This window comes from Microbacterium aoyamense (genome assembly GCF_023155855.1).
In the GTDB taxonomy this organism is placed as follows: Bacteria; Actinomycetota; Actinomycetes; order Actinomycetales; family Microbacteriaceae; genus Microbacterium; species Microbacterium aoyamense.
This window is the reverse complement of sequence record NZ_JAKNUT010000004.1, coordinates 288,931-304,203: the sequence shown is the minus strand read 5'-3', so window position 1 is coordinate 304,203 and position 15,273 is coordinate 288,931. Positions and strand designations below refer to the sequence as shown.

11 protein-coding genes and 1 tRNA gene are annotated in these 15,273 nt (G+C 69.4%); 8 read left to right on the top strand and 4 right to left on the bottom strand.

Going from position 1 to position 15,273, the window contains the following annotated elements; genetic code table 11:
• The first annotated feature begins 29 nt into the window (after positions 1 to 29).
• Positions 30 to 1,550: an amino acid permease gene (locus tag MA876_RS12765; protein ID WP_248149739.1), complete on the top strand. Its 1,521-nt coding sequence runs from the start codon at positions 30 to 32 to the stop codon at positions 1,548 to 1,550.
• 3 nt (positions 1,551 to 1,553) lie between these two features.
• Here the strand turns inward: MA876_RS12765 and MA876_RS12760 are convergent.
• Positions 1,554 to 1,626, bottom strand: a tRNA-Val gene (locus MA876_RS12760).
• A 151-nt stretch (positions 1,627 to 1,777) separates the two neighbouring features.
• Between MA876_RS12760 and aceE the strand changes: the two genes are divergently transcribed.
• From aceE to MA876_RS12730, 6 genes are all read left to right on the top strand, one after another.
• A complete protein-coding gene (gene aceE / locus MA876_RS12755; RefSeq protein WP_248149737.1) occupies positions 1,778 to 4,504 on the top strand; it encodes a pyruvate dehydrogenase (acetyl-transferring), homodimeric type in 2,727 nt (908 codons plus the stop codon).
• A gap of 8 nt (positions 4,505 to 4,512) precedes the next feature.
• Positions 4,513 to 5,724: a PucR family transcriptional regulator gene (locus tag MA876_RS12750; protein ID WP_248149735.1), complete on the top strand. Its 1,212-nt coding sequence runs from the start codon at positions 4,513 to 4,515 to the stop codon at positions 5,722 to 5,724.
• Positions 5,725 to 5,817: 93 nt separating this feature from the next.
• Positions 5,818 to 6,732 carry an ACP S-malonyltransferase gene (locus MA876_RS12745; protein ID WP_248149733.1) on the top strand — a complete coding sequence of 305 codons (915 nt, stop codon included), beginning with the start codon at positions 5,818 to 5,820 and terminating at the stop codon, positions 6,730 to 6,732.
• Complete coding sequence (locus MA876_RS12740; RefSeq protein WP_248149731.1) at positions 6,729 to 7,730, top strand: beta-ketoacyl-ACP synthase III; 1,002 nt, start codon at positions 6,729 to 6,731, stop codon at positions 7,728 to 7,730. Before MA876_RS12745 ends, MA876_RS12740 begins: the two co-directional genes overlap by 4 nt.
• Positions 7,731 to 7,806: 76 nt before the next feature.
• Positions 7,807 to 8,055, top strand: coding sequence for an acyl carrier protein (locus MA876_RS12735; RefSeq protein WP_248149729.1), 249 nt, complete (start codon positions 7,807 to 7,809; stop codon positions 8,053 to 8,055).
• A 54-nt stretch (positions 8,056 to 8,109) separates the two neighbouring features.
• Positions 8,110 to 9,348, top strand: a complete 1,239-nt coding sequence (locus MA876_RS12730) for a beta-ketoacyl-[acyl-carrier-protein] synthase family protein (protein WP_248149727.1) — start codon at positions 8,110 to 8,112, stop codon at positions 9,346 to 9,348.
• A gap of 133 nt (positions 9,349 to 9,481) precedes the next feature.
• Here the strand turns inward: MA876_RS12730 and MA876_RS12725 are convergent, their stop codons facing one another.
• The 3 genes from MA876_RS12725 to MA876_RS12715 all read right to left on the bottom strand — a co-directional run bounded on the left by MA876_RS12725 (position 9,482) and on the right by MA876_RS12715 (position 13,115).
• Positions 9,482 to 9,985 (bottom strand): DUF3145 domain-containing protein, encoded by a 504-nt coding sequence (locus tag MA876_RS12725; protein ID WP_248149724.1) that lies wholly within the window; start codon positions 9,983 to 9,985, stop codon positions 9,482 to 9,484.
• A gap of 159 nt (positions 9,986 to 10,144) precedes the next feature.
• Complete coding sequence (locus MA876_RS12720; protein WP_248149722.1) at positions 10,145 to 12,247, bottom strand: RecQ family ATP-dependent DNA helicase; 2,103 nt, start codon at positions 12,245 to 12,247, stop codon at positions 10,145 to 10,147.
• A gap of 94 nt (positions 12,248 to 12,341) precedes the next feature.
• Positions 12,342 to 13,115: a hypothetical protein gene (locus MA876_RS12715; RefSeq protein ID WP_248149720.1), complete on the bottom strand. Its 774-nt coding sequence runs from the start codon at positions 13,113 to 13,115 to the stop codon at positions 12,342 to 12,344.
• Between the two features lie 155 nt (positions 13,116 to 13,270).
• Here MA876_RS12715 and MA876_RS12710 point away from each other — a divergent pair, with 155 nt between their 5' ends.
• A complete protein-coding gene (locus tag MA876_RS12710) occupies positions 13,271 to 15,268 on the top strand; it encodes a DUF262 domain-containing protein (RefSeq protein WP_248149718.1) in 1,998 nt (665 codons plus the stop codon).
• Positions 15,269 to 15,273 lie beyond the last annotated feature (5 nt).

Here is a 15,273-nt window from a genome sequence, read left to right as displayed (position 1 = left end):
GCAGAAACGACTCCGGAGGGATGGATGCCATGAGCCTGCTGCGCACGAAATCTATCGAGCAGTCGCTCGCCGACACCGACGAGCCCGAGTTCAAACTCAAGCGCTCGCTGACGGCGCTCGACCTCACGGTCTTCGGCGTGGGGGTCGTGATCGGCGCCGGCATCTTCACGCTCACAGGTCGCGCCGCCCATGACGTCGCGGGGCCGGCGATCGTCATCAGCTTCGTCATCGCGGCGATCGCGTGCGCGCTCGCCGCGATGTGCTACGCCGAGTTCGCATCGACGGTCCCGGTATCGGGTTCGGCGTACACGTTCTCGTACGCGACGCTCGGCGAACTGTTCGCCTGGATCATCGGGTGGGATCTCATCCTCGAGATGTTCTTGGGCGCGAGCGTCGTCGCGCAGGGCTGGAGCGCGTACTTCTCCACCTTCCTCTCCCAACTCGGAGTCGTGCTCCCCGAGGCGATCAGCTACGGAGGCACGGTCGACCTCGTCGCGATCGTCTTCGTGCTCGTGCTCGGGACACTCATGACGTTCGGCATCAAGGAGTCGATGCGGGTCAACCTCGTCCTCGTCGCGGTGAAGCTCTTCATCGTCCTCTTCGTGATCGTCGCCGGCATCGCGTTCATCAACCCTGCGAACTGGTCACCGTTCGTGCCCGAGGCGGTCGCCACGGAAGGCGCGTCGGGTCTGCACCAACCTCTGCTGCAGTTCCTCTTCGGCCTGCCCCCGCAGACGTTCGGTGTCGGCGGCATCCTCGCCGGCGCGGCGCTCGTCTTCTTCGCCTACATCGGCTTCGACGTCGTCGCCACAACCGCGGAAGAGACCAAGAACCCGCAGAAGGCGCTCCCGATCGGAATCATCGCATCGCTGCTCATCTGCACCGTGCTCTACTGCGCCGTCGCCACGGTCGTCACAGGCATGGTGCGCTACGACGAACTCGATCCGTCCGCGGCGCTCGCGCAGGCCTTCGCGTATCACGGCCAGGAGTGGATGGCGACGGTCATCTCGGCCGGCGCGGTCGCGGGCCTCACGACGGTCGTCCTGACCCTCATGATCGGTGCGACGCGCATCATCTTCGCGATGTCGCGCGACGCGCTCCTGCCCCGGGGCCTCGCGAAGGTGCACCCCAAGCTGCGGACGCCGTGGGTGATCTCGATCCTCGTGACGATCGTCGTCGCGATCACGGCCGGTGTCACGCCGATCGGCACCCTCGAAGAGATGGTGAACATCGGCACGCTCTCGGCGTTCGTGCTCGTCTCGATCGCCGTCATCGTGCTGCGGCGCCAGCAGCCCGACCTCAAGCGCGGGTTCCGCGTGCCGCTCAACCCCTGGCTGCCCGGGCTCTCGGCCCTCATCTGCCTCTACCTGATGCTGAATCTGCCCGTCGACACGTGGCTGCGGTTCCTCGTGTGGCTCGCGATCGGCTTCCTGATCTACTTCGCCTACTCACGGCGGCGCTCGCGCGTCGGGCAGGCGGACTACATCGATTTCGCGAAGCCCCACGTCGTGGCGCCGCCGCCGGGTGAGACGCCTGCGGGCGATGGATGACGGTGGGCCCTGCCGGGTTCGAACCGACGACATCCACGGTGTAAACGTGGCGCTCTACCAGCTGAGCTAAAGGCCCTCAGCCTCCGAGTCTAGAGCGCGACGCACGCATCCGTGGGCTCTGCGACATGAGTAGGCTAGTCGGCGGTGCGTTGTGCGCGGCCGACAAAGCCGAGCCCGCTTCCGTTGAGATTCCCTGGCACGATCTGCCAGATAGCGAAAGGTCTTCCGTGACTGTCAACGACCAGGATCCGTACTCGCAGGACGCCCTCGACAGCGATCCCGAAGAGACGTCGGAGTGGCAGGAGTCACTCGACCAGCTCGTCCGCGCGAAAGGCCACGCCCGTGGCCGCGAGATCATGCTGAGCCTGCTCAAGACGTCGCACGATCTGCACCTGGGCGTGCCGATGGTGCCGACGACCGACTACCTCAACACGATCGCCCCCGAGAACGAGCCCGAGTTCCCGGGCGATGAAGAGCTCGAGCGCCGCTTCCGCCGCTGGCTGCGGTGGAACGCCGCCGTCACGGTGCATCGCGCGCAGCGCCCCGGGATCGGCGTCGGCGGTCACATCTCGACCTACGCGTCCTCTGCGGCGCTGTACGAGGTCGGCTTCAACCACTTCTTCCGCGGTCACGACCACCCCTCGGGCGGCGACCAGATCTTCATCCAGGGCCACGCGTCGCCCGGCGCCTACGCGCGCGGATTCCTCGAGGGGCGCCTCACGGAGCAGCAGCTCGACGGCTTCCGCCAGGAGAAGTCGGCCGCGCCGAACGGCATCCCGTCGTACCCGCACCCGCGCCTCATGCCGGACTTCTGGCAGTTCCCGACGGTCTCGATGGGCCTCGGCCCGATCAACGCCATCTACCAGGCGATGACGAACAAGTACCTCAGCAACCGCGGGATCGCCGACCGGGCCGACTCGCACGTCTGGGCGTTCCTCGGCGACGGCGAGATGGACGAGGTCGAGAGCCGCGGCCAGCTGCAGGTGGCCGCGAACGAAGGCCTCGACAACCTCACTTTCGTCATCAACGCGAACCTGCAGCGCCTCGACGGACCCGTCCGTGGCAACGGGAAGATCATCCAGGAGCTCGAGAGCTTCTTCCGCGGCGCGGGCTGGAACGTCATCAAGGTCGTGTGGGGCCGTGAGTGGGACGACCTCCTCGCCCGCGACACCGACGGGGCCCTCCGCAACCTCATGAACGTCACGCCCGACGGCGACTACCAGACGTTCAAGACCGAGAACGGCGCCTACGTGCGCGAGAACTTCTTCGGCCGGGACGAGCGCGCCCTCGCCCTCGTCAAGGACTACACGGACGACCAGATCTGGAGCCTCAAGCGCGGCGGCCACGACTACCGCAAGGTCTACGCGGCCTACAAGGCGGCCATGGAGCACAAGGGCCAGCCGACGGTCATCATCGCCAAGACCATCAAGGGCTACGGCCTCGGTCCCCACTTCGAGGGGCGCAACGCGACGCACCAGATGAAGAAGATGACGCTGGACGACCTCAAGCTCTTCCGCGACTCGATGCACATCCCGGTGACGGATGCCCAGCTCGAAGAGAACCCGTACCTGCCGCCGTACTACAACCCCGGCGCGCAGGACGAGACGATCCAGTACATGCTCGAGCGCCGCAAGGAGCTCGGCGGGTTCCTTCCCGAGCGTCGCACCCACCACGTGGGCCTGACGCTCCCCGGCGACGACGCGTACGCGCTGCCGAAGAAGGGCTCGGGCACGCAGGAGATCGCCACGACGATGGCGTTCGTGCGGCTGCTGAAGGACCTCCTGCGGGCGAAGGACTTCGGCCACCGCATCGTGCCGATCATCCCCGATGAAGCACGTACGTTCGGCATGGACGCGTTCTTCCCGACGGCGAAGATCTACAACCCCAACGGCCAGCACTACACGTCGGTCGACCGGGAGCTGCTCCTGGCCTACAAGGAGAGCCCGCAGGGGCAGATCGTCCACGTCGGCATCAACGAGGCGGGGGCGCTCGCGGCCTTCACCGGCATCGGCACGTCGTACGCGACGCACGGCGAGCCGCTCATCCCGGTCTACGTCTTCTACTCGATGTTCGGATTCCAGCGCACGGGCGACGCCCAGTGGGCGGCGGGCGACCAGATGGCGCGCGGCTTCATCATCGGCGCGACCGCCGGGCGCACGACGCTGACGGGCGAGGGCCTGCAGCACGCCGACGGCCACTCGCACCTGCTCGCTTCGACGAACCCCGCGACGGTGTCCTACGACCCCGCGTACGGATACGAGATCGCGCACATCGTCCGCTCGGGCATCGAGCGCATGTACGGCGGCAACCACCCCGATCCCGACGTCATGTACTACCTGACGGTCTACAACGAGCCGATCGTCCAGCCGGCCGAGCCCGAGAACGTCGATGTCGAGGGCATCGTCCGCGGCATCCACCGCATCTCGTCGTTCGAGGGCGAGGGTCCTCGTGCGCAGGTCTTCGCGTCGGGCGTCGGCGTCCCGTGGGCCCTCGAAGCGCAGCAGCTGCTGCGCGACGACTGGGGCGTGCAGGCGGACGTCTGGTCGGTCACGTCGTGGACGGAGCTCCGCCGCGACGGCCTCGCCGCCGACGAGCACAACTTCCTGTACCCGCACGAGGAGCCCCGCACGGCGTACCTCACCGAGAAGCTGCGCGACGTCCCCGGGCCCGTGGTGGCGGTGAGCGACTACATGCACGCCGTGCAGGACCAGATCCGTCCGTGGGTGCCGAACAACTTCGCGACGCTCGGCGCCGACGGCTTCGGGTTCTCCGACACGCGTCCCGCGGCGCGCCGGTTCTTCAAGATCGACGGTCCGTCGATCGTCGTGCGGACGCTGCAAGCGCTCGCGGACGAAGGCGCCGTCGACCGAAGCCTCGCGGCACAGGCTATCGAGAAGTACCGCCTGCATGACGTGACAGCCGGAACGAGCGGAAACGCGGGCGGCGAGAGCTGACCGCCGCCATGCCCGGCGCTCCCGAGATGGACAAGGCCGAGACGCTCGCCTGGCTGCGACGCATCTCGGGTGATCTCGCGACGGCGACGATCCAGCGGCTGGAAGACACCCTGCCCTGGTACGCCGACATGCCGCCCGCGCGACGGTCGGCGGTCGGCCTCGTCGCGCAGGCGGGCATCTCGTCGTTCATCCAGTGGTACGACGACCCCACCTCGACGCCGTGGATCGCGGCCGACATCTTCGCAGCGGCTCCCCGGGAGCTCCTGCGCAGCGTGAGCCTGCAGCAGACGCTCCAACTCATCCGCGTCACGGTCGGCGTCACCGAGGAGCGCGTCGCGGGCAAGGGCGCGAGCATCCGCGATGCGATCCTGTTGTACTCGCGCGACGTCGCCTTCGCTGCGGCGGACGTCTACGCCCGTGCTGCCGAGGCCCGCGGATTGTGGGATGCCCGCCTCGAGGCGCTCGTCGTCGACTCGATCCTCACGGGCGAGGCCGATGAGGAGCTCCCGAGCCGGATCGCGGCGCTCGGCTGGCACGGACACGGCGAGGTCTCGGTGCTCGTGGGCACGACTCCCCCGCAGTTCGACGTCGACCAGCTGCGTCGCACGGCTCGCAAGCTCGGAGTCGATGTGCTCATCGGCGTGCAGGGGTCGCGACTCGTGCTCGTGATCGGTCGGGCCGATACGTCGCAGCGCGACGACATCGAGGTCGACCTCGCGTTCCTCGAGATCGCGAAGCGGCTCGAACCGGGATTCGGCGCCGGTCACCTCGTGCTCGGTCCCGCCGTCCCCGCGCTCGTCGACGCGAGCCAGAGCGCCCGCGCCGCGCTCGCCGGATTCGCCGTCGCGCGCGCGTGGCGGCACGCCCCGCGGCCCGTCGAAGCCGACGATCTGCTCCCCGAGCGCGCGCTCGCGGGCGATCCGCTCGCGAAGATCACCCTGGTCGAACGGATCTACCGGCCGCTCCAGACCCACAGTGCCGACCTCGTGCTCACGCTGTGGAGCTACCTCGACAACGGGCGGTCGCTCGAGGCGACGGCACGCGAGCTCTTCGTGCATCCCAACACGGTCCGCTACCGCTTGAAGCGCGTGTCCGAAGTCATCGGGTGGGATGCCACGGGTGCGCGCGAGGCGCTCATCCTGCAGACGGCGCTCATCCTCGGATCCGTCGGCTCCGAGGCGACACGCCGGCGCGCCCCCGCGCGCCGATCGGCGCATTGACCCGGCAGGCTGTGCGTCACGCACAAAGCATCGCCGGATAGTTGTGACATCTCCGCCAGAAGGGTGGACCACATGGATCGGAAGGATAGAACGGTGATCATCGCTGTCTTCCCCGGGCAGGGCTCCCAGTCGCCCGGGTTCCTCGCACCCTGGCTCGAGCGCGCCGGTGCGCGCGAGCAGCTCGAGGCGTACTCCGAGTGGGCGGGCGTCGACCTCGTCGCCGCCGGCACGGAGTGGGATGCCGACCGGATCCGCGACACGAAGGTCGCGCAGCCGCTGATCGTCGCCGCGAGCCTCCTGTCGTGGAACGCGCTCGACGACCGCACCGCCGTTGCGGGCGTCGCCGGTCACTCCGTCGGCGAGTTCGCCGCCGCGGCGGCCGCCGGCATCCTGTCCGAGGAGGACGCCCTGCGCCTCGTGGGCCTGCGCGGGCGGGCGATGGCGGATGCCGCGGCCGCGGCGCAGACCGGCATGGCGGCCGTCATCGGCGGGGACGAGGCATCCATCGTCGCCCGCCTGGAAGAACTCGACCTCGCGCCCGCCAACTACAACGGCGGCGGCCAGCTCGTCGCCGCCGGCGCCCTCGACGCCCTCGCAGCACTCGCGGCGGAGCCGCCGGCCGGCACGCGCGTCATCCCGCTGCAGGTGGCGGGAGCCTTCCACACGCGCTACATGGCACCGGCCGTGGACGCCTTGCGCGAGGCGGTCGCCGAGACCACGACGCAGGACCCGGCGCTCACCGTATGGACCAACCGCGACGGCACCGTCGTCGCGGACGGCGCGGTCTTCGCCGAGCTGCTCGTGAGCCAGGTCGCCTCGCCCGTGCGCTGGGATCTCAGCATGGCCGCGTTCGGCGACGCCGGGGTCACCGGCATCATCGAACTCGCTCCCGCCGGGACGCTGGCAGGGCTCGCCAAGCGCGCCCTGCGCGGCACGCCGACGGTCGCCGTGAAGACCCCCGACGACCTCGTCGCGGCCCAGACGCTGCTTTCGGGAGGCACCGCATGACCCACGCGCTCATCCAGCCCACGGGCCCCGCCCACACGCGCATCTACTCGTACGGTGCCGCCAGAGGTGAGATCGCCGTGCCCAACGACGACCTCATCGGGCCGATCGACTCGAGCGACGAGTGGATCCGCCAGCGCACCGGCATCGTGACGCGCATGCGCGCCGTGCACGACACCGACGCGATCGATCTCGCGACCGATGCCGCCCGCGAGGCCATCGAGAAGTCGGGGGTGGATGCCGCATCCATCGACGCCGTCATCGTCGCGACGATCTCGAACCCGAAGCAGACGCCGTCGGTCTCGGCCATCGTCGCGGACCGCGTCGGCTCGAACCCCGCGGCCGCCTACGATGTCAACGCCGCGTGCGCGGGCTTCGCGTACGGCGTCGCCCAGGCCGACGCGCTGATCCGCGCAGGAGCCGCCCACTACGCGCTCGTCATCGGCACCGAGAAGCTCAGCGACGTCGTCGATCCCGCCGACCGCAGCATCTCGTTCCTGCTCGGCGACGGCGCGGGCGCGGTCGTCGTCGGTCCGAGCGACTTCCCCGGCATCGGCCCGACCGTGTGGGGCTCGGACGGCTCGAAGGCCGAAGCCGTGGGCATGAACGGCACCCTGACGCAGTTCCGCGACGGCGAGGTGCCGTGGCCGACCCTCCGCCAGGAGGGCCCGACGGTGTTCCGCTGGGCGGTGTGGGAGATGGTCAAGGTCGCCCGCCAGGCCCTCGAGGCCGCGGGAGTCGAGGCATCCGACCTCGCCGCCTTCGTGCCGCACCAGGCCAATATGCGGATCATCGACGAGTTCGCCAAGCAGCTGAAGCTCCCCGACACCGTCGTGATCGGCCGCGACATCGAGACGACCGGCAACACGTCGGCGGCCTCGATCCCGCTCGCGACGCATCGGCTGCTCGATGAGCACCCAGAGCTGAGCGGTGGGCTCGCGCTGCAGATCGGCTTCGGCGCCGGACTCGTGTTCGGCGCGCAGGTCGTCGTCCTCCCCTGACGGCGGGAAGCCCGACCCTAGACTGAACAACGGCCCGCCCCGGGCTCAAGAACCTCACAAGAAACAGGAGAATCCCATGGCATTCAGCACTGACGAGGTCCTCGCCGGACTCGCCGAGCTCATCACCGACGAGACCGGCATCTCAGCCGACGAGGTCGCGCTCGAGAAGTCGTTCACCGACGACCTCGACATCGACTCGATCTCGATGATGACGATCGTCGTCAACGCCGAGGAGAAGTTCGGCGTCACGATCCCCGACGACGAGGTCAAGAACCTCAAGACCGTCGGCGACGCCGTCACCTTCATCACGTCCAACCAGGCGTAAGTCGCACCGGTGGGGGTTCGCGCCCCCACCGGACACCTCACGAGGACACCACGCATGAGCAGCACCCGCATCTTCGTCACCGGCATCGGCGCGACGTCGCCGATCGGCGGCACCGCCCCCGACAGCTGGTCGGCGCTCCTCGCCGGAGCGTCCGGCGCCCGCACGCTCGAGCACGACTGGGTGGAGCAGTACCAGCTGCCCGTCACGTTCGCCGCCGAGGCCCTCGTGCGGCCCGACACCGTGCTCGAGCGCCCGATCGCGAAGCGTCTCGACCCGTCGTCGCAGCTCGCGCTCGTCGCGGCGATGGAGGCGTGGGCGGATGCCGGGAGCCCCGAGGTCGATCCCGAGCGCCTCGGCGTCGACTTCGCCACCGGGATCGGCGGCGTGTGGACGCTTCTCGACGCGTGGGAGACCCTCAAAGAGAAGGGACCGCGTCGGGTCATGCCGATGACGGTGCCGATGCTCATGCCGAACGCCGCCGCGGGCAACCTCTCGCTGCACTTCCGCGCCCGCGCATACGCACGAACAGTCGCGAGCGCGTGCGCGTCGAGCACCGAGTCGATCGTGAACGCCGTCGAGCACATCCGCGCCGGATACGCCGACATCGTGATCGCGGGCGGCACCGAATCGGCGATCCACCCGATCACCGTGGCATCGTTCGCGTCGATGCAGGCGCTCTCGCGCCGCAACGACTCCCCCGAGACGGCGTCCCGCCCCGGCAGCATCGACCGTGACGGCTTCGTCATGGGCGAGGGCGCGGGCGTTCTCATCCTCGAGTCCGAGGAGCACGCGAAGGCGCGCGGCGCGAAGATCTACGCCGAGGTCGTCGGCGGCGGCGTCACCGCCGATTCGTACCACATCACCGCCAACGACCCCGAGGGCACGGGTGCGGCGCGGGCCGTGCGCATGGCGTTGGCGATGGCGGATGCCTCGCCCGACGACGTGACGCACGTCAACGCGCACGCGACGTCGACCCCCGTCGGCGACCCGAACGAGTACACCGCTCTCAAGGCCGTCTTCGGCGCGCGGATCGACGACATCCCGGTCTCGGCCACGAAGGCTTCGACGGGTCACCTGCTGGGCGGCACGGGCGCGCTCGAAGCCATCTTCACGGTGCTCGCGCTGCGTGACCGCGTCGCTCCCCCGACCATCAACATCACCGAGCAGGACCCCGAGGTGCCGTTCCGGCTCTCGGGTGAGCCGCAGCCCCTCGGCGACGGCTCGCAGCTCGCGATCAGCAACTCGTTCGGCTTCGGCGGTCACAACGCCGTCGCGGCGTTCGCCTCGGTCTGATCCCCGCAACCGAAGACGCCCCCGGTTCCCCGGGGGCGTCTTTCGTGTCAGGCGGCGATTCGCTTTCGCGTCGTCCGGGAGCTTGGTCTCCGACCGTCGGTAGTCGCGCCTCGATCCGCCCGAGTCTCTGAGGTCAACCGACCTTGTGCAGCCACACGACGGGCGCGTCGTCGCTCGCGTGGCGGAAGGGCTCGAGTTCCTCGTCCCACGCGGCGCCGAGGGCGATCTGGAGCTCGCGCTGCAGCTCCGCGGCATCGCCCGCCGCGACCTCCATCGCGTAGCGCACGCGGTCCTCGCCGATCACGACGTTGCCCGCCGTGTCCGTCTGCGCGAAGTGGATGCCCAGGCCCGGCGTGTGCAGCCAGCGTCCGCCGTCGCTGCGGGGCGTCGGATCCTCGGTCACTTCGAACCGCAGATGCTCCCAGCCGCGGATCGCGGTCGCGAGGGCGGCGCCCATGCCGGCCGTGCCCTCCCAGTAGAACTCCGCCCGGCGGCTGCCCGCCAGGACGGGCTGCTCTGCCCACTCGAAGCTCACCGCGCGCCCGAGGGCGCGACCGACAGCCCACTCGAGGTGCGGGCATAGTGCTCGTGGCGCAGAGTGGATGAAGACCACCCCACGCGCTTGTGGTGTCGCCATGATCTCTCCGTTCCGTCAGGTGCGTCTTCCCCAACGACCTGGGTCACGGATTCGTGGCGTGTTCGGTTGTGGGCCCATTATCGCCCACGACCACCCGGAATCACAACCGTGTGATTCCCTGCGTGTCGCGCGTGTCGCGCCACCCCGCGTTCGAAGTGGTCAGCCTCGCAGGGCGAGGGCGAAGGGCAGCACCGCCGAGGCTCCGGCCCGGCGGAGTTCGCGCGCGGCGACCGTGAGCGTCCACCGGCTGTCGGCGATGTCGTCGACCAGCAGGACGGGGCCCGGTGGAAACGCGAAGCCCGACGCATCGAAGCGGTCCCAGAGGCCGGCGAGCCGGTAGACGCTGTTGCCGCCAGGCTCCCCGCTGGGTCCGCCGTTGCGGATCGGCAGCGTGCCGAGATAGGGCAGACGCCCCGCCTGGGCGAGCGATCGGGCCAGCGTCTCGATGAGTGCCGGACGTCGCCGCGACGGGACGGCGACGAGCGATGCGGGACGCTCCACCCAGTCCCAGTCGGCGAGCACTCTGATCACCGCCTCCCGTAGCGCGGGGCTGACCTCTGCATCGGCGGCTGCGCCCTCGAACATCGCGCGCAGCCGGCCGCCCCATCCCAGATCGGTGAGCCGTGCGAGCGCGCGTCCGGGTTCGGCGCGCTCGGCGAGCGGGATGTTGCCTTTGAGCGGCATACCGAGCCGATCAGCGCCCGTCGGCCACTGCGCGCGCGGCTCGATGGGCACGCCGACGCGCGCGAGCGCGGCGTCGGCGGACGTCGCCGCGCCCGCGTCGACCGTGGTCGGGTACCACGCCTCGACGCAGTTGTCGCAGCGCCCGCAGGGGGCCGCCGACTCGTCATCGAGTGCGCGCTGGAGGAACTCCATGCGGCACCCGGCCGTGCTCTCGTAGTCGAGCATGTGCTGCTGCTCGACGACGCGCGCCGCGGCGATGCGCTCGTAGCGCTCCGCGTCGTACACCCACGGCTCGCCCGTGGCGACCCACCCGCCGCGCACCCGGCGGACGGCGCCGTCGACATCGAGCACCTTCAGGAGAAGCTCGAGGGGTGTACGCCGGATGTCGACGAGCGCCTCGAGGGAAGGCGTTGAGACAGGTGCGTCGCCGAGCTCGGCGATCACGCGCTCTGCCCGCTCGCGCGTCGGCATCGAGGCCGTGGCGAAGTAGCGCCAGATGTCGGGATCCTCGGGCCCCGGCAGCAGCAGCACGTCGGCGTTGTCGGTCGCTCTGCCCGCGCGGCCCACCTGCTGGTAGTACGCGACGGGCGAGGACGGAGCGCCGAGGTGCACGACGAAACCCAGGTCGGGCTTGTCGAACCCCATACCGAGCGCGCTCGTCGCGACCAGCGCTTTGACGCGATTGTCCCTCAGCAGCGCCTCGGACTCCTCGCGCTCGGAGGCGTCCGTCTGACCCGTGTAGGCGCGCACGTCGTGCCCCGCTTCGCGCAGAAGTCGGGCGACATCCTGTGCACCGCTGACCGTGAGGCTGTAGATGATGCCCGATCCGGGCAGTTCGCCGATGTGTGTGAGCAGCCACGCGAGTCGGGCCCGGGCGTCCGGGAGCCGCAGGACACCCAGTCGCAGCGACGCACGCGCCAGCGCACCGCGGATGGTGACGACATCGACCGAACCTCCGTCGGAGGACGCAGCCAGCTGCTCCGAGATGTCGGTGACCACGCGGCTGTTCGCCGTCGCGGTGGTCGCGAGGATGGGCACTCCCGCCGGCAGGCTCGTGATGAGCTCGCCGAGTCGGCGATAGTCGGGGCGGAAATCGTGACCCCAGTCGCTGATGCAGTGCGCCTCGTCGACCACCAGCATCCCCATCCGCCGAACGAGGGACGGCAGCTGCTCGTCGCGGAACGCGGGGTTGTTGAGCCGTTCGGGCGAGAGCAGAAGGACGTCGATGTCGTCGTCGTGGAGGCGGGCGAGCACGTCGGACCACTCGTGAGCGTTCGTGGAATTGATCGCGACGGCCCGCACGCCCGCGCGCTGCGCGGCGGCGATCTGGTCGCGCATGAGGGCGAGCAGCGGCGAGACGATCACCGTCGGCCCGGCACCCATCCGGCGGCGCAGCAGCGTCGCGACGAAGTACACGGCCGACTTGCCCCACCCGGTGCGCTGCACCACCAGCGCGCGGCTGCCGTCGTCCACGAGGGCCGAGATCGCCTCGAACTGGCCTTCGTGGAAGTCGGCGTCGTCGCGGCCGACGAGCGCCCGCAGAGTCTCGAGGGAGGCGGACCGGGTGTCGTCGTTCATCACAGCGAGTCTGCCAGTCTCCACCGACACCACGCAGGACGACGGATGCCCCCGACCGGGCGGTCAGGGGCATCCATTCTCTTCAGGCGAGAGGTCAGGCCTCGCTCATGGCCTGGACCTCGACCTGGCCCTTCGCGGCGTAGTACGCGGCGCGCGCGGCATCCTTGCGCGCCTGCTCTGCGTAGCCGGCGTCGAGGATGTCCTGGTCGACGTGGACGCTCTCGGTGTGGTTCACGCCGTTGTACTTCTCGATGTAGGCATCGAGCTCGGGCCCCGAGGTCCAGGACGTGATGAGGCAGTAGCGGGGCTCGTCGCCGTTGTGCGTCGCCGCGTGCCACAGGCGCTGCGTGTCGATGATGAGCTGAGCGCCGGCCGGCAGCGCGATGCGCACCTCGCCCGCGGGGTCGGTGCGGTTCTCACGCAGGACGAAGTAGCTGTCCTTGTCGTCCGTGAGATTGAAGAATCCGCGCACGACCCAGCCGGTGCCATCGGGGTTCAGACGGTTGTTGTCGTCCTGGTGCAGGTTGTAGAGGCACTCGCCGTAGGGCGTCGGCTGCAGTTCGATGACGCGGCAGCGGCCGACGTTCGCACCGGGCTCCTGTGCGCGACGCGTGAGGTTCGGGGCCTTCTCGACCTGCGAGTCGATCCAGACGCCGTCCTTGTCGGTGCGCGGAGGCTTGTGGTTCCAGAACCCGTTGCACTCGATCTCGCCGAAGGCGCTCGCGAGCGGCGCGAAGCGGGTGTCACCCGAGGACTTCCAGTCGTTGTACTCGATGTCGAGCCATTCCTTGGGGTCGAGCTCCTGGTTGTAACGGTCGAGGACGACGTAGCCGGTCTCTTCGAGCGCGGCGGACTTGATGTAACCCATGAGAGGATCAGCCTTTCGTAGGGGGCCAGCACGTTTTAACAGGCCCAACTTAGGCAAGCCTACCTGGCGCTCCCCGACGCGCCCGGGGGGCGACCGTGAATAATCCCGCCGCGGCTAGACTCGTTTGCGCAGCACCGAGGGGGCGGAAACACCACATGACGACGGCCACGAACATCGATGCGACGGCCGTCAACACGATCTCCTGGCTGCAGACAGTGGATGCCACGATCGTCGTCCCCGTGTACCAGCGCCAGTACCGCTGGGACATCGGCGGCTGCGAGCAGCTCCTCGCCGACGTGCGCGCCGTCGCCGATTCGGATCCCCACCACATGCACTTCATCGGGTCGGTGCTGTCCTCCATGAGCGCCGGCGGGGACGAACTCGTCCTCATCGACGGGCAGCAGCGCATCACGACGCTCATGCTCCTCGTCGCCGCTCTCCACCACACCGTCCGCGCCGAGCATCCCGACCTCGCCGACGACCTCTCCCGCGTGCTGTCCGGCCCCGACGGCCGCACCAAGCTGCGCCCCCACGAGGCGTGGGCAGACGTCTTCGAGAGCGTCGTGTTCGATCGTCGGCCGGCGGACGGAACACTCCGCGATTCGCGCTTCGACGACAACTACGCGTTCTTCCGCAGCAAGATCTCGCCCGACGAGGCTCCGCACATCTGGCGCGGACTGCAGAAGCTCGAGCACGTCGCGATCACCCTCGGTGCGGGTGCGAACGCGCAGCAGATCTTCGCGAGCCTCAACTCCACCGGCGAGCCCCTGCGCGACCACGAGCTCATCCACAACTACATCCTGATGGGCCTCACGCACGCCGAGCAGCGCGAGGTCGAAGCGGACTTCTGGCTGCCGATCGAGCAGAACACGGGCGCGGCGATCGGCGCATTCTGGCGCCACTACATGGTCATGACGACGGGGCGCGAGGTCGCGGCATCCGGCGACCACGGCGTCTACGGAGAGTTCCGCGCGCGCTTTCCGCGACTCGATCTCGACACGCTGCGTGTCCACGCCGCCGAATGGCTCGCGTGCTCCGAGGTCTACCGCACTCTGCTCGAGCCGTCGTACGAGAGGGATGCCGCGCTCGCGCGCCGGCTGCGACACCTCTCGACCTTCGGGCGCGGCATGTATCCCCTCGTCATGCGCGCTCTCCTCGATCTGCGCGAAGGGAGCGTGGATCGCGCTGCCGTCGCGGCGACGCTCGACGACGTTCAGGCGCTGCTGCTGCGGCGGGCGGTCGCGGGCCTGCCGACGGAGCGGCTCGTCGCGCGCCTGTGTCGCGCGCGGTCCGACGGCGAGCAGGCTCTGCGCCACGCGATCGCCCGGATCACCCCCTCGGATGAGCGCATGCGCGCCGCACTGAAGTTCGCGGAGCTGCCGCATCCGGCATACGTGCTCGGCCGTCTCGCGGACCTCGACGCCGTCGACGACCTGGGTGTCGATCACGTCTTCCCGCTCTCGCCGCACGCGACGTGGTCGGGCGACGGCGTGCGCGTGTGGGCCGACTACACCGATGACGAGCAGAACAGCCACCGCGCACTCTCGAAGACGCTCGGCAATCTCGCGCTCCTCGAGGACGACCTCGCGCTGCGCGCGATGGACCTGCCCTTCCCCGAGAAGCGCGATGCCGCCTATGCGCGCAGCGCGGTACCGCAGACACGAGCGCTGGCCGATGCGGATGCGTGGGGCACGGCATCCATCTCCGCACGCACCACGGAGCTCACCGAGCGCTTCATCGAGGTCTGGCGACGCCCCGACATCGTCGGGATCGACGACGACGGTCTCACGCCGATCCTCGATGCGATCCTGCGGCGCGGGTTCCCGCCCGGCTGGGAGCGCGAGTTCGCCTACACGGAATACCGCGGCGAGCACTGGGAGGTGCCCGACGTGAAGTACCTCTTCAACCGCGTCTTCAAGCGCCTCTGGGCGGACGACCGCGACAGCGTCGTGCGCTTCAGCGCACGCCGTGGCGGCCCCGTCTACCCTGCTATGGCGTGGAACGGCCAGTGGGACGCCCTCGACGACGAGAACTTCCTCTACATGGGCTGGGATCTCCACTACATGCTGACCGCCGTGCAGGGCGTGCTCGACGAGGCCGGGAGCGCACCGGAGGTCTTCGTGAAGTACTCCTACATCGGCAACGCGATGTAGTTCAC